General features: G+C 72.2%; 15 protein-coding genes. 8 read left to right on the top strand and 7 right to left on the bottom strand.

The genetic code is table 11. From position 1 onward, the window contains the following. The first annotated feature begins 12 nt into the window (after positions 1-12). Both ACTWP8_RS28010 and ACTWP8_RS28005 read left to right on the top strand, forming a co-directional pair. Positions 13-1500, top strand: a complete 1488-nt coding sequence (locus ACTWP8_RS28010; RefSeq protein WP_443324879.1) for a glycoside hydrolase family 16 protein — start codon at positions 13-15, stop codon at positions 1498-1500. Positions 1501-1515: 15 nt separating this feature from the next. Further along, entirely contained in the window at positions 1516-2454 is a 939-nt protein-coding gene (locus tag ACTWP8_RS28005) for a DUF1996 domain-containing protein (RefSeq protein ID WP_443324878.1), read from the top strand. A gap of 29 nt (positions 2455-2483) precedes the next feature. On the opposite strand, the gene ACTWP8_RS28000 is transcribed toward ACTWP8_RS28005, so the two are convergent. The 7 genes from ACTWP8_RS28000 to ACTWP8_RS27970 form a co-directional block, all read right to left on the bottom strand. Then, positions 2484-3884: an NADP-dependent succinic semialdehyde dehydrogenase gene (locus ACTWP8_RS28000; protein WP_443324877.1), complete on the bottom strand. Its 1401-nt coding sequence runs from the start codon at positions 3882-3884 to the stop codon at positions 2484-2486. A gap of 83 nt (positions 3885-3967) precedes the next feature. Further along, positions 3968-6106 carry an aconitate hydratase gene (locus tag ACTWP8_RS27995; RefSeq protein WP_443324876.1) on the bottom strand — a complete coding sequence of 713 codons (2139 nt, stop codon included), beginning with the start codon at positions 6104-6106 and terminating at the stop codon, positions 3968-3970. Positions 6107-6121: 15 nt separating this feature from the next. Further along, complete coding sequence (locus ACTWP8_RS27990; protein ID WP_443324875.1) at positions 6122-7258, bottom strand: baeRF2 domain-containing protein; 1137 nt, start codon at positions 7256-7258, stop codon at positions 6122-6124. Between the two features lie 39 nt (positions 7259-7297). After that, positions 7298-9037, bottom strand: a complete 1740-nt coding sequence (polX, locus tag ACTWP8_RS27985) for a DNA polymerase/3'-5' exonuclease PolX (RefSeq protein ID WP_443324874.1) — start codon at positions 9035-9037, stop codon at positions 7298-7300. Between the two features lie 76 nt (positions 9038-9113). Next, positions 9114-9383 carry a DUF1876 domain-containing protein gene (locus tag ACTWP8_RS27980; protein ID WP_443314962.1) on the bottom strand — a complete coding sequence of 90 codons (270 nt, stop codon included), beginning with the start codon at positions 9381-9383 and terminating at the stop codon, positions 9114-9116. 17 nt (positions 9384-9400) lie between these two features. Next, positions 9401-10753 carry a phosphoribosyltransferase family protein gene (locus tag ACTWP8_RS27975; protein ID WP_443324963.1) on the bottom strand — a complete coding sequence of 451 codons (1353 nt, stop codon included), beginning with the start codon at positions 10751-10753 and terminating at the stop codon, positions 9401-9403. Between the two features lie 123 nt (positions 10754-10876). After that, positions 10877-11302, bottom strand: coding sequence for an HIT family protein (locus ACTWP8_RS27970; RefSeq protein ID WP_443324873.1), 426 nt, complete (start codon positions 11300-11302; stop codon positions 10877-10879). A gap of 356 nt (positions 11303-11658) precedes the next feature. Here ACTWP8_RS27970 and ACTWP8_RS27965 point away from each other — a divergent pair, with 356 nt between their 5' ends. From ACTWP8_RS27965 to ACTWP8_RS27940, 6 genes are all read left to right on the top strand, one after another. Beyond that, on the top strand, positions 11659-11898 hold the full coding sequence (locus ACTWP8_RS27965; protein ID WP_443324872.1) for a hypothetical protein: 240 nt from the start codon (positions 11659-11661) through the stop codon (positions 11896-11898). Further along, positions 11895-13277, top strand: a complete 1383-nt coding sequence (locus tag ACTWP8_RS27960) for a glutamine synthetase (protein ID WP_443324871.1) — start codon at positions 11895-11897, stop codon at positions 13275-13277. Before ACTWP8_RS27965 ends, ACTWP8_RS27960 begins: the two co-directional genes overlap by 4 nt. Positions 13278-13382: 105 nt before the next feature. Beyond that, positions 13383-14516: an amidohydrolase family protein gene (locus ACTWP8_RS27955; protein ID WP_443324962.1), complete on the top strand. Its 1134-nt coding sequence runs from the start codon at positions 13383-13385 to the stop codon at positions 14514-14516. A 129-nt stretch (positions 14517-14645) separates the two neighbouring features. Beyond that, positions 14646-15215, top strand: coding sequence for a hypothetical protein (locus ACTWP8_RS27950; RefSeq protein WP_443324870.1), 570 nt, complete (start codon positions 14646-14648; stop codon positions 15213-15215). Positions 15216-15306: 91 nt separating this feature from the next. Next, a complete protein-coding gene (locus ACTWP8_RS27945; protein WP_443324869.1) occupies positions 15307-16035 on the top strand; it encodes a zf-HC2 domain-containing protein in 729 nt (242 codons plus the stop codon). Between the two features lie 274 nt (positions 16036-16309). Further along, entirely contained in the window at positions 16310-16924 is a 615-nt protein-coding gene (locus ACTWP8_RS27940) for a choice-of-anchor C family protein (protein WP_443324868.1), read from the top strand. Positions 16925-17362 lie beyond the last annotated feature (438 nt).

The raw sequence follows: 17362 nt of genomic DNA, 5'->3' as shown, positions 1-17362 counted from the left end.
GAGGCAACCCCCATGAGCACGAGCAGCGTCACCGCGGCGCAACCCCTCACGCCGCGCCGCAAGCGCAGAGCCGTACTCGCCGCCCTGTCCGCCGCCGCCCTCGCAGTCGCCGGGCTCGCCACGGGCCTCACGGCGGCACCGGCGTACGGCGACGTACCGCCCGCGCCCGGCTGGAACCTGCAGTGGAGCGACGACTTCACCGGTCCGAACCGGTCCCTGCCCTCGTCCGCGAACTGGCAGATCGACACCGGGCATTCGTACCCCGGCGGCCCCGCCAACTGGGGCACGGGCGAGATCCAGAACTACACCTCGTCCCCGGACAACGTCAGCCTCGACGGCTCGGGCAACCTCCGCATCACCCCGCTCCGCGACGGCGCGGGCAACTGGACCTCGTCCCGGATCGAGACCCGGCGCGCCGACTTCAAGGCGCCCGCGGGCGGCACCCTGCGGATCGAGGGCCGCATCCAGATGCCGAACGTCACCGGCGACGCGGCCCTCGGCTACTGGCCCGCCTTCTGGGCCCTGGGCTCCCCCTACCGGGGCAACTACTGGAACTGGCCGGGCGTCGGCGAGTTCGACATCATGGAGAACGTCAACGGGATCAACTCCGTCTGGGGCGTGCTGCACTGCGGCGTCAACCCGGGCGGCCCGTGCAACGAGACCAGCGGCATCGCCAACAACCGGACCTGCCCCGGGGCAAGTTGCCAGTCGGCGTTCCACACCTACCGCTTCGAGTGGGACCGCAGCGTCACGCCGAACGTGCTGCGCTGGTACGTGGACGACCAGCTCTTCCACAGCGTCGACCAGAACCGCGTCGGCGCCGAGGCCTGGGCCAACATGACGGACCACGCGGGCTACTTCATTCTGCTCAACGTCGCCATCGGCGGTGCCTTCCCGGACGCTCTCGCCGGCAAGACGCCGACCCCGGACACGGTCCCGGGGCGCCCCATGCTCGTCGACTACGTCGCCGTCTGGACGCGCGGCGGAGGCGGCAACCCGACGGACCCGCCCACCGACCCGCCCGGTGGCGGCTCGTCCACGCTCAATCTCCGCTCCGGCGGCACGCTCGGCACGGCGGACGGCTCCGCGTCGTCGGTGACGCTCGCCTCCGCGGGCGGCGCCAATTACGACGGGACTCCGCACAACCCGCAGACCTTCACCTCCTCCGGGATCACCAGGAAGTACGACGGCGGCTCCACGCAGTTCGACCTGTTCGTGGACGCCGGGACGACCGTCGCCAACGGGCAGCAGGTCAGGGTCAGTTACGACCGTACGGGCGACGGAACCTGGGACCGGACGGAGACGTACCACTACTTCGCCACCGATCCGGTCTCCGGATACGAGCACTACACGCAGGCGAAGGGCCTGAAGTCGGCCACCGGATCGCACGGCGACCTGGTGAACGGCAAGGTCCGGGTCGAGGTCTGGAGCGCCATCGGCAGCGGCTCCAGCACGCTCGGCACCGGCAACCAGTCCGTCGTCGGCATCCCGTACGCCTGACGGGAGGGAGGGCCGATGCGACGTATCCTCGCGGCGGTCTCGGCCGTCGGCTTAACTCTGGTCGCGGGGGCCGCCGACAGTGGCACCGCGGCCGGCCGGGCCGGGCACGCGGCCGCCCACGCCGGGCACGCCTACCACTTCACCACCGCCCAGAAGGCGGCCATCGCCAGGCAGGCGGCCGCTCCGCTGCGCGGCAGCGAGTTCCGCGCCGACTGCTTCTCCAGCCACCGCCGGGGCGACGACCCGATCGTCTTCCCCGGGCAGGCGGGCCGGTCCCACATCCACGAGTTCTACGGCAACCACACCGCAGGCGCGTCCTCCACGCTGGAGTCGCTGAGCTCGGGCACCACCAACTGCACCCCGAAGACCGATCTGTCCTCGTACTGGACCCCGACCCTCTACCAGAACGGAGTACCCGTGGCCCCCGAGCGGGTCACCGTGTACTACCAGGGCATCACCGACCACACCCGCGCCGTCCCGCACCCGCGCGGCCTGCGCTACGTCGTCGGCAACGCCCTCGCCGCGAGCCCCGACGACAATCCGGCCGCCCGCTGGTCCTGCGTGGGCCGGCCCGAGTCGAGCCGGGACTTCATGACCTGTCCGCCCGGCACGAAACTGGAGAACTACCTGGACTTCCCGACCTGTTGGGACGGCAAGAACCTGGACAGCCCCAACCACCGCGACCACATGGCGTACGCCACGGGGCAGACCTGCCCCTCGAGCCATCCCGTCGCCGTACCGCGCCTCGAGCTGCTGATCACCTGGCCGGTCAGCGGCGGCGGGCTGACCCTGGCGGGCACCCGTGACGGCGCGAACGTGACCACGGCGCCGGGCTACACCTTCCACGGCGACTTCTTCAACGCGTGGGACGCCGCGGAGCTCGGCCGCCGGGTCACGGACTGCATCAACGCCGGCTACATCTGCGGCACCGACGGCAGACCGATCGAGCAGTAGCACCGGCACCGACCGAACAGGAGAGGAGGTCAGGGCGCGGGGGCGCCGTGCCAGATCGTCGTCGCGTTGCAGAACTCGCGGATGCCGTGGCCGGCCAGCTCGCGCCCGTAGCCCGACCGCTTCACACCCCCGAACGGGAACCCGGGGTGTGAGGCGGTCATGCCGTTGAAGTAGACGCCTCCGGCCTCCAGGTCCCGCGCGCAGCGCTCCTGCTCGGCCGCGTCCCGGGTCCAGACGTTGGAGCTCAGGCCGAACGGGGTGTCGTTGGCGACCTGGACCGCCTCGTCCAGGTCCGCGACCCGGTAGAGCGTGGCCACGGGCCCGAACGCCTCCTCGTAGTGGATGCGCATCTGAGGGGTGACGTCGGCCAGCACCGTGGGTTCGTAGAACCAGCCCGCGGTCCGCTCCTCCGGCCGGTCGCCGCCGCACAGGACCGTGGCGCCGCGCCCCCGGGCGTCGTCGACCAGCTCCTCCAGGGAGCGCCGGCCCTGCTCGCTGGAGAGCGGTCCCACGTCGGTGGACTCCTCCATCGGGTCGCCGACCGCCAGTGCTGACATGGACTGGACGAAGCGCGAGGCGAAGGCGTCGTAGATGTCGGTGTGCACGATGAAGCGCTTGGCGGCGATGCAGGACTGCCCGTTGTTCTGTACGCGGGCGGTGACGGCGGTCGGCACGGCCCGGTCGAGGTCGGCCGAGGGCAGGACCAGGAACGGGTCGCTGCCGCCCAGCTCGAGGACGGTCTTCTTGATCACATCGCCCGCGATGGAGGCGACGGCGCGGCCCGCCGGCTCGCTGCCGGTGAGGGTGGCGGCGGCGACCCGGGGATCGCGCAGGATGTCCGCGACCGCGTCGGAGCCGACCAGCAGCGTCTGGAAGCAGCCCTCGGGGTAGCCCGCCCTGCGGAACAGGTCCTCCAGGTAGAGCGCGGTCTGCGGGACGTTCGAGGCGTGCTTGAGGAGCCCGACGTTCCCGGCCATCAGCGCGGGCGCGGCGAACCGTACGACCTGCCAGAGCGGGAAGTTCCACGGCATGATCGCGAGGACCGGTCCGATGGGGCGGTAGCGCACGATGGCCTGGGAGCCGCCGGAGTCCTCGACGTCGGCGGACCGCGGGCGCTCGTCGGCGAGCTGTTCCTCGGCGTGGTCCGCGTACCAGCGCATGGCCTTCACGCACTTGGCGGCCTCGGCGCGCGCCGCTTTCAGGGTCTTGCCCATTTCGAGGGTCATGGTGCGGGCGATGTCGTCCCGGTCCGCCTCGAGCAGTTCCGCCGCGTCGCGCATCAGCTCGGCCCGGCGGGCGAATGACGTCACCCGGTGCTCGCGGAACGCCCGCTGGGCGCGGTCCAGCCGGGTGTCGATCTCCTCGCTGCCGAGTGCGTCGAAGGTCTTGAGCGTTTCCCCGGTGGTGGGGTTGACAGTCGCGATCGGCACGGGAATCCCTCCTCGGCAGGCGTGACGGCAGCCGGGTACGACAGCGGTGTGCTCAACGCAGCGGGTGACCCGCTCATTCGTTTCTACTCCCGCGCCGGGGGTTCCGCTTCCGCAGCGGGTTCCGCTTCCGCGGCGGATTCCGCTTCCGCGGCGGATTCCGCTTCCGCGGCGGATTCCGCTTCCGCGGCGAGCCTGGGGATGATGCCGCCCGCGAGCACCGTCTCTCGCTGGCGCGGCGAGAGCCGGTGGTGCACGGCGTAGTCCTCGCCCCTGGTGGTGTTGTGCACCCGCAGGGCGGGCGCGGCGTCCGGGGCGAGTGCGGTGCGCAGGCCGTCCAGGCGCAGCAGGTCCCCGGCCGCGATCCGGTCCCAGTCGCCGGGGTCGTCGAATTCCAGGGCCAGGACGCCGAAGTTCGCGAGGTTCTGCCAGTGGATGCGGGCGAAGGACTTGGCGATGACGGCCCGCAGGCCCAGATGGCGCGGGGTGATCGCGGCGTGCTCCCGGGAGGAGCCCTGCCCGTAGTTGTCGCCGCCGACGACGAAGTGTGCGGCGCCCTTCCCCGTCCCGGCGGCCCGCCGTGGGTATTCGGGGTCGAGCCGGGTGAAGGTGAACTCGGCGAGTTTCGGGATGTTGGAGCGGTACGGGAGCGCCTTGGCGCCCGCGGGGGAGATCTCGTCGGTGGAGACGTTGTCGCCGGCCTTCAGCAGGACGGGGCCTTCGAGGGCGTCGGGCAGGGGGTCCAGGGCGGGGAGTGCGGAGATGTTGGGGCCGCGCTCGAGCGGGAGGCCGGAGGCCACCTCCGGTGGCGGGGGCGGCTCGAGGGATGCCGTGTTGACCGCGGCCTCCTCGGGAAGGGCGAGCTCGGGAGGTTTCACGCCCTCGCGGGCGGCCCATTCGCGAGGGTCGGTGATCACGCCGGTCAGCGCGGAGGCCGCGGCGGTCTCCGGGGAGCACAGCCAGACGGCGTCCTCCTCGGTGCCGGAGCGGCCGGGGAAGTTGCGCGGGAAGGTGCGCAGCGAGTTGCGACCCGCGGCGGGCGCCTGGCCCATGCCGATGCAGCCCAGGCACCCGGCCTGGTGAATCCGGGCGCCAGCGGCGATCAGGTCGAAAGTGGCGCCCATCCGGGTCAGGTCCTGGAGGATCTCCCGGGAGGTCGGGTTGACGTCGAAGCTCACCCCCGGGGCCGTCTGGCGCCCTTTGACCATGGCGGCGGTGATCGCGAAATCGCGCAGGCCGGGGTTGGCCGAGGACCCGACGACGGCCTGGGACACCGGCTCGCCGGCCACGTCCCGTACGGGCACGACGTTGCCGGGCGAGCTGGGCCTGGCGATCAGCGGCTCCAGGGCGGAGAGGTCGATCTCCTCGTCCAGGTCGTAGCGGGCGCCCGGCTCCGCGGTGATCTCGGTGAAGTCCTCCTCCCGGCCTTCGGCACGCAGGAAGGCCCGTACGGCGTCGTCGGCGGGGAAGACGGTGGCGGTGGCGCCGAGCTCGGCGCCCATGTTGGCGATGACGTGCCGGTCCATGGCCGTGAGGCTCGCCAGGCCCGGGCCGTGGTACTCCAGGATCCGGTCGACGGCGCCCTTCACGCCGTGCCGCCGCAGCATCTCCAGGATGACGTCCTTGGCGCTGACGTAAGGGGGCAGCTCGCCCGTGAGCCGGACCCCCCAGATGTGCGGCATCCGCAGGTGGAGGGGGCGTCCGGCCATGGCGAGCGCCACTTCGAGGCCGCCGACGCCGACGGCGAGCATGCCGAGCGAGCCGGCGGCGCAGGTGTGGGAGTCGGAGCCGGCGAGGGTCTTGCCGGGGATGCCGAAGCGCTGCATGTGGGTGGGGTGCGAGACGCCGTTGCCGGGCTTGGAGTACCAGAGCCCGAAGCGCCGGGCGCCGGACCTGAGGAAGATGTGGTCCTCGGCGTTGCGCTCGTCGGCCTGCAGGATGTTGTGGTCGACGTACTGGACGCTCACCTCGGTCCGCACCCGGTCCAGGCCCAGCGCCTCCAGCTCCTGCATGACCAGGGTGCCGGTGGCGTCCTGGGTGAGGGTCTGGTCGACGCGCAGCCCGATCTCCTCGCCCGGCTCCATCCGGCCGGCCACGAGGTGGGCGGCGATGAGCCGGTGCGCCACGGAGCCGGCAGTGCGGAGGCCGTCCGCCTCCGCGCTGCGCCCCGTACCGGGCCTGTCGCCGCTATCCGTGTCAGCGCTATCCGTGTCAGCGCGCGCCATACACCGCCTCCGCGGTCAGAAGGTCCAGCGCAGGACGGCACCGAGCCCGCCCGCGGGCCCCGGCATCCCCTCCGGGACCAGCAGCAGCTCGGCGTCGGCCACCGCGGCCGATCGCATCAGCGCGTCGTCCGCGCGCGCCCGCTCGGGCTTGGCGACGCCCATCGCCTGGGTTTCGGAGCGCTGCACCGCGATCTGGTCGGGCTCGGGCCCGATCCACACGTCGCGGCCCGCGTCCGAAGCGGCCTGGGCCAGCAGCAGCGTGGCCACCTGGTGGGAGCGGGCCGCGTTCACCACGGCAGGGACTCCCTCCGCGGCCTCTCCGGGGCCGGTGTCGACGGGCCCGGCCCTGTGCTCGCCCGGACGGCCGCGGCCGATGCGGAAGCGCTCCAGGGCGCCTTCCAGACGTGTGCGCGCCTGCTTCTCGCGGACCTCGGCGATCCGCCGGTCGAGCTGGCCGTCGGCGGAGGACCTGTTGCCGCGCTCGACCTCGACGGCGACCGCCTGGACCTGCTCGGGCAGCTCGTTGTGCACGGCCCTGCGCTCGCGCGGGTCGCCGACCAGCACGAGCACCTCCGCGCCGCTCTCCGGCCAGCGCCGGGCGATCTCGGCGGCGATGAACTCGGCGTTCTCGTTCCAGATGTTCTCGGTCTTGTTCCGGTAGTGCCACTCGTACCGGTCCTCGGGGAGGCTGCGGTGGTTGCGCCACTCCCTGCCCTCCGCACGGCCCACGGGCTCGCGCCGGTAGGCGTCGCGGAACTCCAGATCCGCGCCGGTGCGGTCGACGTACGCGACCAGGCACGGCGGCAGGTCGTCGACGAGACCCGGCAGCGGTGCGATGTGCGGCAGAGTCGACCAGGTGGCCTCGCCGACGATCGGGGAACGGGCGAGCGGGATGTCGAGGACGACCTCGGCGCCCGCTGCGAAGAGCGCCCGGCCCGGGGGCGACCCGGCCACGGGCTCGTCGGCGAGCCTCTTCATCACCGCCCGGGTGGTGTAGGCGTCGGCGCCGGTGTCGATGAGCTGGCCGGCGATGGCACGCTCGCGGAGCCTTTGCTGTGCCGGCGCGTCCTCGGTCGCGCGCGTGGTGTCGATGTACACCGAGGCCCATGGGCCCGGACGGTCGAAGAGCGGCTTGAGAAAACCGAGTTCCATGATCTCCCCCAGGCTCGGGGACAAATGAGTACTACCAGACTAGGACGATGCGCCCGCAGTGCCGCCCTTGCGGAGAAAACGCCGCAACCGTTCCAGCGGCCAGGTGTTGATCACATCCTCCGCGGTGAGCCAGCCCCGCTGCGCCGTGCCCACCCCGTAGCGCAGGTACTCCAGGTGCAGCGGCGAGTGGGCGTCGGTGTTCACGGCGAACTTCACGCCGTGCCGCTTGGCGCGCAGGATGTGCTCGTCGGACAGGTCGAGGCGGTCGGGGTGGGCGTTAATCTCCAGTGCCGTCCCGGTGCGGGCGCAGGCGGCGAACACCGCGTCGAGGTCCACGTCGAGGCCGGGGCGCTTGCCGATGATCCGGGTGGTGGGGTGGCCGATGATGTTGACCGCGGGATTCTCGCAGGCGGTGAGGAACCGCCGGGTGAGGGCGCCCCGGCTCTGGTTGAAGTGCGAGTGGACGGACGCCACGCAGAGGTCGAAGTCCTGGAGGAACTCCTGCGGCCAGTCAACCTTTCCCTCCGGGTCGATGTTGAGCTCGGTACCGTGCAGCAGGCGCATCTTCCGGTGCCTGCCGTCGAGTTCGCGTACCCGTGTCCGCTGGGCCAACACCTTCTCGTCGGTCATCCGCTGCATGTAGAGGTTGGGGGCGTGGTCGGTGATCGCGTAGTAGCGCAGGCCCCGCCGCGCGGCCGCCTCGACCATCTCGTCCAGCGTCGCGAGGCCGTCGGTGAGGCTGGTGTGAGTGTGCAGGTCGCCCCGGATGTCCGCCTCGGTCACCAGGTCCGGCAGCTCGCCGCGCAGTCCCGCGGCGACCTCGCCGCGGTCCTCGCGCAGCGTCGGCGGGATCCAGGGCAGGCCGAGCCGGGCGTAGACCTCCTCCTCGGTCTCGGAGACGATCTTCTTTCCGCTCTTGGCGTGGAAGAGGCCGTACTCGGAGAGTTTGAGCTTGTTGTGCACCGCCATCTCGCGGGTGCGGATGTTGTGCGCCTTGGAGCCGGTGAAGTACTGCAGGCCCGCTCCCCAGGAGTCGGGCGGCACGACCCGCAGGTCGACCTGGAGGCCCTTGGTGGTGCGGACGGAGGTCTTCTTCGCGCCGTGGGCGATGACCTCGGCGGTGTCCCGCAGCCGGGTGAAGGCGTCCATGAACGGCTCGGAGCGGCCCGCCGCGACGAGGATGTCCACGTCCCCGATGGTCTCGCGCATCCGGCGGAGAGAACCGGCGTACGTACAGCTCTCGCAGCCGGCGATCTCCGACAGCTCGGCCACGATCTCCTCGGCGACCTCCATCGCGGCGTTGATCGGCACCCGGTCGCCCGCGGCCTGCATCAGCCCGATGCCGTGCAGGATGTTCTCCTCGGTCCGCGGGCCGAAGCCCTTGAGGTCGCGCAGCCGCTCCTCGTGGATGGCGTCGAGGAGCTCGGGCACCGAGGAGATGTGCAGGTCCTCGTAGAGGGTCATGGCCTTCTTGGGGCCGAGGGTGGGGATGGCCATGAGCTGGCGTACGCCCGCGGGGATACGGGACCTGACTTCCTCGACGGCGGGCATCGTGCCGGTGTGCAGGTACTCGATCACCTTGTCCGCGATGGACTTTCCGACGTTGGGGATCTCGCGGAGTCCTTCGGCGTCGAGCTTCGAGACGTCGGCGTGGTAGCCGCCGATGGCGCGTGCCGCCTTCTCGTAGGCGCGGGCCTTGAACGCGTCTCCGCCGGTGATCAGGACGAGGTCCGCGTACTCCTGAAGCAGCGCCTCGACCTCTTCATTGCGCCGGACCACACCACCATTTTAGTTCGGGCCCGCGCCGCGGGCTCTCCCGCGGCGCGGGCCCGGACCCCGGGTCCCGCACGGCACCTCACATGGCCAGGTGCGCCCGGAGGTGCGTGACCTCCTCGATCTCCACGCCCGCTTTCGCCAGCAGCTGGCGCGCCAGGTCGTTCAGCGCCCTCGCGGCCGCGATCTCCTCGCCGACCCGTGGCTGTTCCGGGTCGTCGGGGTGCTTGTTGGCCCGCCCGTGCGCCCGCAGTTCCGTACCGTCCTGGAGTCTCAGAAGGGCGGCAGCCTCGGTCTTCGTGTCGACCTCGCGGAACTCCATGTCGACGTGCCATCCGACCGTGGTTTCCATGGCTTTCACCTCCAGCGTCACCTTCCAGAATGCGCCTTGAAATGGTCGAGGAACCAGTCCCGTGCGAGGTCGGAGACGGCGTCCAGCGCCCCGGGTTCCTCGAAGAGATGGGTGGCTCCCGGGATGACCGCGAGCCGGTTCTCACACGTCATCCGGGACTGCGCCTGGCGGTTGAGGTCGACCACGGTCTCGTCCCGGCCGCCGACGATGAGCAGCGTGGGGGCCCGTACGTCGCCGAGCTTCGGCCCGGCGAGGTCGGGCCTGCCGCCCCGGGAGACCACGGCGGCGATGCCGTTGCCCTCGGCGCTGCCTTCCGCTGCGGCCCAGAGCGCCGCGGCCGCGCCCGTGCTCGCCCCGAAGTAGCCCACCAGGACGTGCTGCTCGCGGCGCAGCACGCGGGTCGCCTCCGCCAGCCTGCGGGCCAGCGTCTCGACGTCGAAGACGTTGGCCCGGTCGAGCTCCTCGTCGGGGGTGAGCAGGTCGAAGAGGAGGGTTCCGAGGCCCGCCTCGTTCAGCGCCGTCGCGACGGCGCGGTTGCGCGGGCTGTGCCGGCTGCTGCCGCTGCCGTGCGCGAAGGCGACGACACCCGGCGCGCCCGCGGGGACGCGGAGGTCGCCCGGCAGCCGGACCCGGTCCGACGGCACGGGAATCTCCACTTCCCTCCGCATCTCGGTCTCCGGGGGGTCGGCAGGGTCGGAGGGGTACGCGGGCTCCACCGGGTCGTGGGGCGGGGCCGGGACGGTGTTCTGGGCCAGCAGGTCGACGACTTCCGAGTCCGGCGTCTGCGAGAAGTCCTCGTACCACTCCCCCACCGCGAAGAACGCCGCGGGCGTGGACAGGCACACCAGCTCGTCCACCTCGACGCGCAGGGCGGCCGCGGCGTCGGGCGGCGCCACGGGTACGGCGAGCACGACCTTGGCCGCCCCCTGGGCCCGCGCCACCCGGCAGGCCACGGACGCGGTCGCGCCGGTCGCGATGCCGTCGTCCACCACGATGGCCGTACGGCCTTCGACCGGGACCCGCTCGCGGCCGCGGCGGAACCGCTCGGCCTGCCGCCGGAGTTCCGCCTCCTCGGTGTGCTCGACCGCCGCGAGCGCCGCGTCGTCGGCTCTGCTCATCGCGACGATGTGCTCGTGCACGAGCCGCACCCCGCCTTCGCCGATGGCGCCGAAGCCGAGCTCCCGGTGGGAGGGGACGCCGAGCTTGCGGACCAGGATGACGTCCAGCGGGGCGCCGAGGGCCCGGGCGACCTGATGCGCCACGGGGACTCCGCCGCGCGGCAGTCCGAGGACGACGGGATTCTCGTTCCTGAGGTGCTCCAGTTGCGCGGCCAGCAGGCGGCCCGCCTCGGCACGGTCGGCGAACATGATCCACCCCCAGCCCGGGGAGACGAGGAAACCCCGCAGGACTGGCTACATCCCTGACACTCCGACTCCATCCCAAAACGACCGAACATGCAAACGGCTGCCGATGCCGTCGGACAGCGGGCCGGATCAGGCGTCCAGCGCCGCCCGCACCCGGGCCGCGACCTCCTCCGCCTGCGCCTCGTCGGCGTAGCGGGTGCGCGGCCAGAAGAAGCCGCGCAGCCCGTCCTTGCGGTTGCGCGGTACGACGTGCACGTGGAAGTGCGGTACGGACTGGCTGACCCGGTTGTTCGCGGCCACGAAGGACCCGGCGGCCTCCATGGCCCGCTCCACGGCTCCCGCGATCCGCTGCACCCGGCTGAAGAACGGCCCCACGTCGGACGCCGGGAGATCGGCGAGCGTCTCGAAGTGCCGCCGTGGCACCACCAGCACATGGCCGGGGAACAGCGGCCGCGCGTCGAGGAACGCCACCACCGTCCCGTCCTCGAAGACCCGGTGGCTCGCCACCTCGCTGGCGACGATCGCGCAGAACCGGCAGTTCTCTGCTCCATTCACCCCTGTCACCCCTCCAGTCAACTATCCGCCGGTCCGCGGCGCCGCCAGGCCCTGTCCGGGCGATCACGGGCGGACCAGGCGTCGTCCGGTGCCGGAGTACCTCCCAGCGGTAGCTGGGGGAGCATCGCAAGGCGTTGGGGGCACCCCCGGACGGAGTCTGGGGGAGATCGTCCTCGTACTGGGCGCTGCGTCGATGTGCCGCTGGCGCGGCGTGGCGGACGACTCCGACAACGCAGCTGGGGGCATCTTCCAGGCGAAGCTCTGGGGAAGCCGTACCGGGCGGCGAAGGGGCCCTTCGTGATCGCCCGGACAGGGCCTGGCTAGCCGGAAGGACCGCCGCGGAGCACCCTGGAGGCATGGAGAACGCCCCGAACACGCCCGAGCCGGACTTCCCGGTCGTCGTGGCCCCGTTCGAGACCGACAGCCGGTACCGCCTCGTCCATCTGCAGGGTCTCGGCTGGGAGCCCCTGGAGCGCGAGGAGTTCGAACCGCGGGTGCGGCAGGTCTTCCCCGGTCTCGACCTGGACGACCCGGAGCAGGTCTACTGGGCCGACCGGCCCGGCGAGTGGCCGGCCTGGCACCCGGGCGAGGCGTGAGCGGCCCCCCGGGAGCCGCCGACCGGGAGCGCGCCCGGGAACGGGCCCGGCAGGAGGCCGGGGAGCTGTCCGCGGAGGGGGTCCGCCGTATCGCCCTCACCTGGGTGGACAACGCGGGCATCACCCGTACCAAGGCCCTGCCCACCGCGCGGCTCGCGCAGGCGGCCCGCTGGGGCATCGGGATGTCCCCGGTCTTCGACGTCTATCTCGTCGACGACTCCGCGACGACCAGCCGCCACATCGGCGGCCCCGGGGGCGACCTGCGGCTCTTCCCCGACCTCGACCGGCTGACCCCGCTGGCCGGGCAGCCCGGCTGGGCCTGGGCCCCGGTCGACCGGTACGACCAGCAGGGCGTCCCGCACCCGGGGTGCCAGCGGCTCTTCGCGCGGCGCATGGCAGGCCTGGCTTCGGCGCGCGGGCTGGAGCTGCGCATGGGCTTCGAGACGGAGTGGGTCATCGCGCTCGGCGAGACCGCGGGCGCAGGGGCGGGAGCGGAGCTGCGCTACCCGACCGGCGGCCCGGCCTATGGCATGACCCGCATCGTCGAGCTCTCCGAGTACGTCGGCGGCGTCCTGGACGCTCTCGTCGCGCAGCGCATCGAGGTGATGCAGATCCACCCCGAGTACGCGCCGGGGCAGTTCGAGGTGTCCGTCGTGCCCGCGGACCCGGTCGGCGCGGCCGATCTCGCCGTGCTGGTACGGGAGACGGTCCGCGCGGTGTCCGTACGGCACGGGCTCGCCGCCTCGTTCGCCCCGGCCGTGGAGCCCGGCATGGTCGGCAACGGCGGCCATCTGCACCTGAGTCTGTGGCAGGAGGGCCGGAACCTGTGCCGCGGCGGCGAGGGCCCGTACGGGATGACGCCGGTCGCCGAGGCGTTCCTCGCCGGGGTGCTCCGCGAGCTGCCCGCACTGCTCGCCGTCGGCGCGCCCTCCCCCGCGAGCTATCTGCGGCTCGAACCCTCGCGCTGGGCCGGGGTGTTCCAGTGCTGGGGCCTGGAGAACCGCGAGGCCGCGATCCGCTTCATCACCGGCGCCCCGGACGACCCCGGGGGCGCGAACGCGGAGGTCAAGTGCTTCGATGCGGCCGCCAACCCGTATCTGGTCACGGGCGCGGTGATCGCCGCGGGGCTGGCAGGTCTGGAAGCGGGGCTCTCGCTGCCGCCGCCCGTGGCGGGCGACCCGGCGCACGAGGGCAGGGAGGCCCGGCTGCCCACCTCGCTGCCGGAGGCGCTGCGGCACTTCGAGGGTTCCGCGGTGCTGCGCGAGGCGCTGGGCGATCCGCTCTTCGAGGCCGTCGCAGCGGTGCGGCGGGCGGAGGCGGCGCTGTTCGAGGGGGCCGGTCCGCAGGACATCGCGGCCGCCACCCGGTGGAGGTACTGAGCGGTGGACGGGGCGGGTGAGACCGCTGGGGCGCGGGCGCACTCGGCGGGGGCGTCGCGCTCGGCGGGGGCGGCCCGTGAGTCCGCGGGGGCAGCGGCACCGCCGCTGCCGCCCCTGGTGGATCACCACTGCCACGGCGTGGCCCGCTCCGCCCTGGACGCCGCCGCCTTCGAGTCCTTCCTCACGGAGTCCGACGCTCCCGCGGCACCCGGCACGACCTCCTTCGACACCCAGCTGGGCTTCGCGGTGCGCCGCTGGTGCCCGCCGCTGCTCGGCCTCGAACCGCACTGCCCGCCCGCGCACTATCTCGCCCGGCGGCGCGAGCTGGGCCCGGCCGAGGTCACCCGGCGGCTGCTGCGGGCCACCGGGATCGCCGCCTATCTGGTGGACACGGGACCGCGCGGCGGGCCGGGTAAAGGTCCCGGTCCCGGCCCGGGTGATCTGACGCCCGCTCAGGATCTTGCCGCGCTGGGCGGCGCCACGGCGCGCGAGATCGTACGCCTGGAGCTGCTGGCCGAGGACGCCGCCGACGCCGCCCGTACGGCCGAGTCCTTCCTCGACGGCCTGGCGGAGGCGGTGCGCGGTGCCGCGCGGACGGCCGCGGGCTTCAAGTCGGTGATCGCGTACCGGTACGGGCTGGACTTCGCGCCGGGCCCGCCGGGCCCCGGCGAGGTGCGCGAGGCGGCCCGGCGCTGGCTCGCAGGACGCGCGCCGGGCGGGCGGCTGACCGACCCCGTCCTGCTGCGCCACCTCCTGTGGTCGGCCGCCGGGACCGGGCTGCCGCTCCAGCTCCACACCGGCTTCGGCGACCCGGACGTGACCCTGCACCGCGCCGATCCGCTGCTGCTGACCGACTTCGTCCGCGCCGTACGCCCCACCGGCTGCCCGCTGATCCTGCTGCACGGCTACCCGTACCACCGGGGCGCCGCGTACCTGGCGAGCGCCTACCCGCATGTGTACGCCGATGTGGGCCTCGCGCTGAGCCATGCCGGAGCGCGGGCCGGGGCCGTCCTCGCCGAGGTGCTCGAGCTGGTCCCCTTCGGCAAGCTGCTGTTCTCCACCGACGCCTACGGCCTGCCCGAGTTGTACGTGGTGGGCGCGCGGCTCTTCCGCGAGGCGCTGACCGGGCTGCTGGCCGGCTGGACCGCCGCGGGCGCCTGGTCACACGGGGACGCGGCGCGGGTGGCGGCCATGATCTGCGCGGACAACGCCCGCCGCGTGTACCGGCTGGAAATGTGACGGACGGCATTACCCCTCATGGGCATTGAGCAAACCTCGCACGCCGCGCGTGTGTGAGGGTGAAGAATCAGCGCTCGGGGGACCCCCTCGACCGCACGTGAGCTAGAGCCCGGAAGAAGGTGTTGCGGGATGCGCCCCGATCGCTCGAACGGCACCAGCGGTGGTGAGTTGGCAGTACCCATGGCATGGATGTACGCCGAGTACATCGCCGACGAGCTGCTGCGGACCGGCGATCTCATGCCCCCGACCACCTTCGAGTTCCGGGCCGGCCGGGACGCCCTGGCTCTGACGATCTTCCTCTCCGACACCGAGGGCGAGCTGGGCGGCATCCGCGTCATCTCGCAGCTGGAGCACTGGCGTTCACTGACGGCCCACGACCAGCCGTGGGAGGAGTGGGTCCGCGAGCGCCTGGAGCGCCTCGAGGAGGAGGACCGCGGGTCGGGCGGTTCCGCCGGTCCGGGCAGCTCCGACGGTGCGGGCGGTTCCGGCGGCACCGGTGGCCGGAGCCCCGACCTGGCGCTGGCCAAGGCCGCGTGGCAGTGGCTGGACGAGACCGAGCTGCTCGCCGCCGACCTCGACGCGCCCGGCCCGTGGAGCGACGCCGGGCTCGACGAGGCCGAGGAGGACGCGCCGAAGGTCTGGACCCCCGCCTGGCAGCTGGGGCTTCCCCTCGGCCACCTGGCCATCCACCTCTTCTGACGATTCCGGCGAAACCTCCTCCGTTCGCCCCGCTCGGCGTTGAGCCGATCGCCGTTCCCCTCCGTACCTGATAGGGAACAAGGAGCGATGGATGACAACGCAGCAGCATCTCGCCACAGGCGCCTATGCGCTCGGCGTCATGGAGCCGGCCGACGCCTGGCACTTCGAGGCGCACTTGGACGAGTGCGCCGCCTGCGTCGCACAGCTGCGCGAGTTCGCGCGCCTCGAATCGCTGCTGGCCGGGCTCGCGGCGACGTGGCCGCCGGGCGAGACCTGGGTGCCGCAGCCGAGCCCGGGGCTGATCGACCGGATGACGCGCGAGGTCACCGCGGTCCGGCGGGCGGGCCGTAAGCGCCGGACATACCTTCTCGCGGCCGCCGCCGCGCTCGTCCTCGGCAGCTCGGTCGTGGCCGGCCTCGGCCGGTCGGGGGCGGCGCCCGGGGCGCCCACCAGCGCGAAGGAGCAGGTGCTGGCGCTCGACGAGAAGGTCAGGCACAGGGACCCGGACAGCGGGGTGGCCGCCATGGTCGGCATGGAGAAGCGGGACTGGGGCACGGACGTCGGACTCGAAGTCAAGAACGTTCGGGGCCCGTTGACCTGCCGGCTGCTCGCAGTCGGCCGGAACGGTGACGAGCAGACCGTCGCGACATGGTCCGTCCCGCCGGGCGGCTACGGCGTTCCGGGCACGGCGAGCCAGAACGAATTCCTGTGGGCCCAGGGCGCGGCGGCCATGGACCGGGCGGACATCGACCGGTTCGAGGTGCGGACGCTCGACGGTACGCGCCTGGTCGCGGTCAAGGCCCAGCCGGGGGCGCCGTGAGCAGGGTGCGGGCCGCGCTTACGTATCGCTGCCGGGGCCGCCGGGACCGTCTGGGCCGTCTGGGCCGCCGGGGCCGATGATCTCCGGGGGCAGCTGGTCGAACCACTCCAGAGCGACCACCATGACGCCACGTCACCCGAGAAAACATCACAGAGCATCTCAATTGTCGATGAAATGACTTCTTCACCCACTCGGCCCAACTGTAGCCATTCAACCCAAAAGCGCATGCCGGCCTATGAGGGAATTTCACCGATACCCCTCAAGGAGGACCGTCATGCTCTTCATACGGGCATCCGCTGCCGCCGCCGCATCCCTCGCTCTGCTCTCCGGGACCGCTACCGCCGTGGAAACCCACGTCCCCAACAAGATGAGCGGCTCACCCCCATCGGTCAGGGACATCACCGGAGGCAGCTTCGAAAGCCCTGCCGTCCCCTCCGAGGTCAACTGGTTGAGTTTCAGGGAAGGTGAAAGCCTCGACGGGTGGCATGTGTCCGGACCCGTGGACCTCGTCGGACAGCGCTGGCAGGCCGCAGATGGCACCCAGTCGGTAGACCTGAACGGATGGGGGCGAGGAGCACTGTCCCAGACCTTCCCGACGAACCCCGGGGCCGAATACGTGGTGTCGTACTCGCTCGCCGGCAACCCCGAAAGCGGGGGTCCAGAGCTGAGGACTGGCCAGGTACTCGTCAACGGGCAGAGCATCCAGGACTTCTCCTTCGACACCACCGGAAACACACCCAGCCTCATGGGTTGGGTAACCGAGACCGTCTCTTTTCAGGCCACCAGCGCCTCCACCACCCTGGCGTTCACCAGCACCAACGACGGCCCCTACGGGCCGGCGATCGACAACGTCGAGGTCCAAGGCTGTGGCGGTACCTGCGGCACCTGAGAGACCTCAGAGGCTCAACGGCCAACCGATGAAATCCTTGAGCGTCGGGCGGCTGAACAGGCGGGGAAGGCGCAGGCCATCCCGGTTGAAGAGCTCCGGGAGCCGGCGGACAGCTTGGGCAACCACCTGGGCGAGGGATGTGAATGGGAGGGGCCCCACCGGGATGTGCCGGGTAGGGGCCTCTCGCCATGGGTCGGCTGGGCCGGCAAGACGACCTGCTACCGGGCGATGGGGTAGGGGCGCTCCGGCGTTCCAGCGGCATGGTTGCCCGGGGGTGTTCTGAGCGTGCTACGGCGTGTCCGGCGCTTCATGAGCGGAGCCGGAGTCGGATGGCTGCGACGGTGACCGTGCCCGCGGGTAGGAAACTCGCGCCGGAGGCGCGAGGCGGTTCCGGGATGGGGGGCCGAACCCCTGGGTGTGGGCGCAGCCCCCATGAAG

Source organism: Streptomyces sp. 7N604 (assembly GCF_052245475.1).
In the GTDB taxonomy this organism is placed as follows: Bacteria; Actinomycetota; Actinomycetes; order Streptomycetales; family Streptomycetaceae; genus Streptomyces.
The sequence above is the reverse complement of the archived record's forward strand: the minus strand, read 5'-3'. Positions and strand labels throughout refer to the sequence as shown.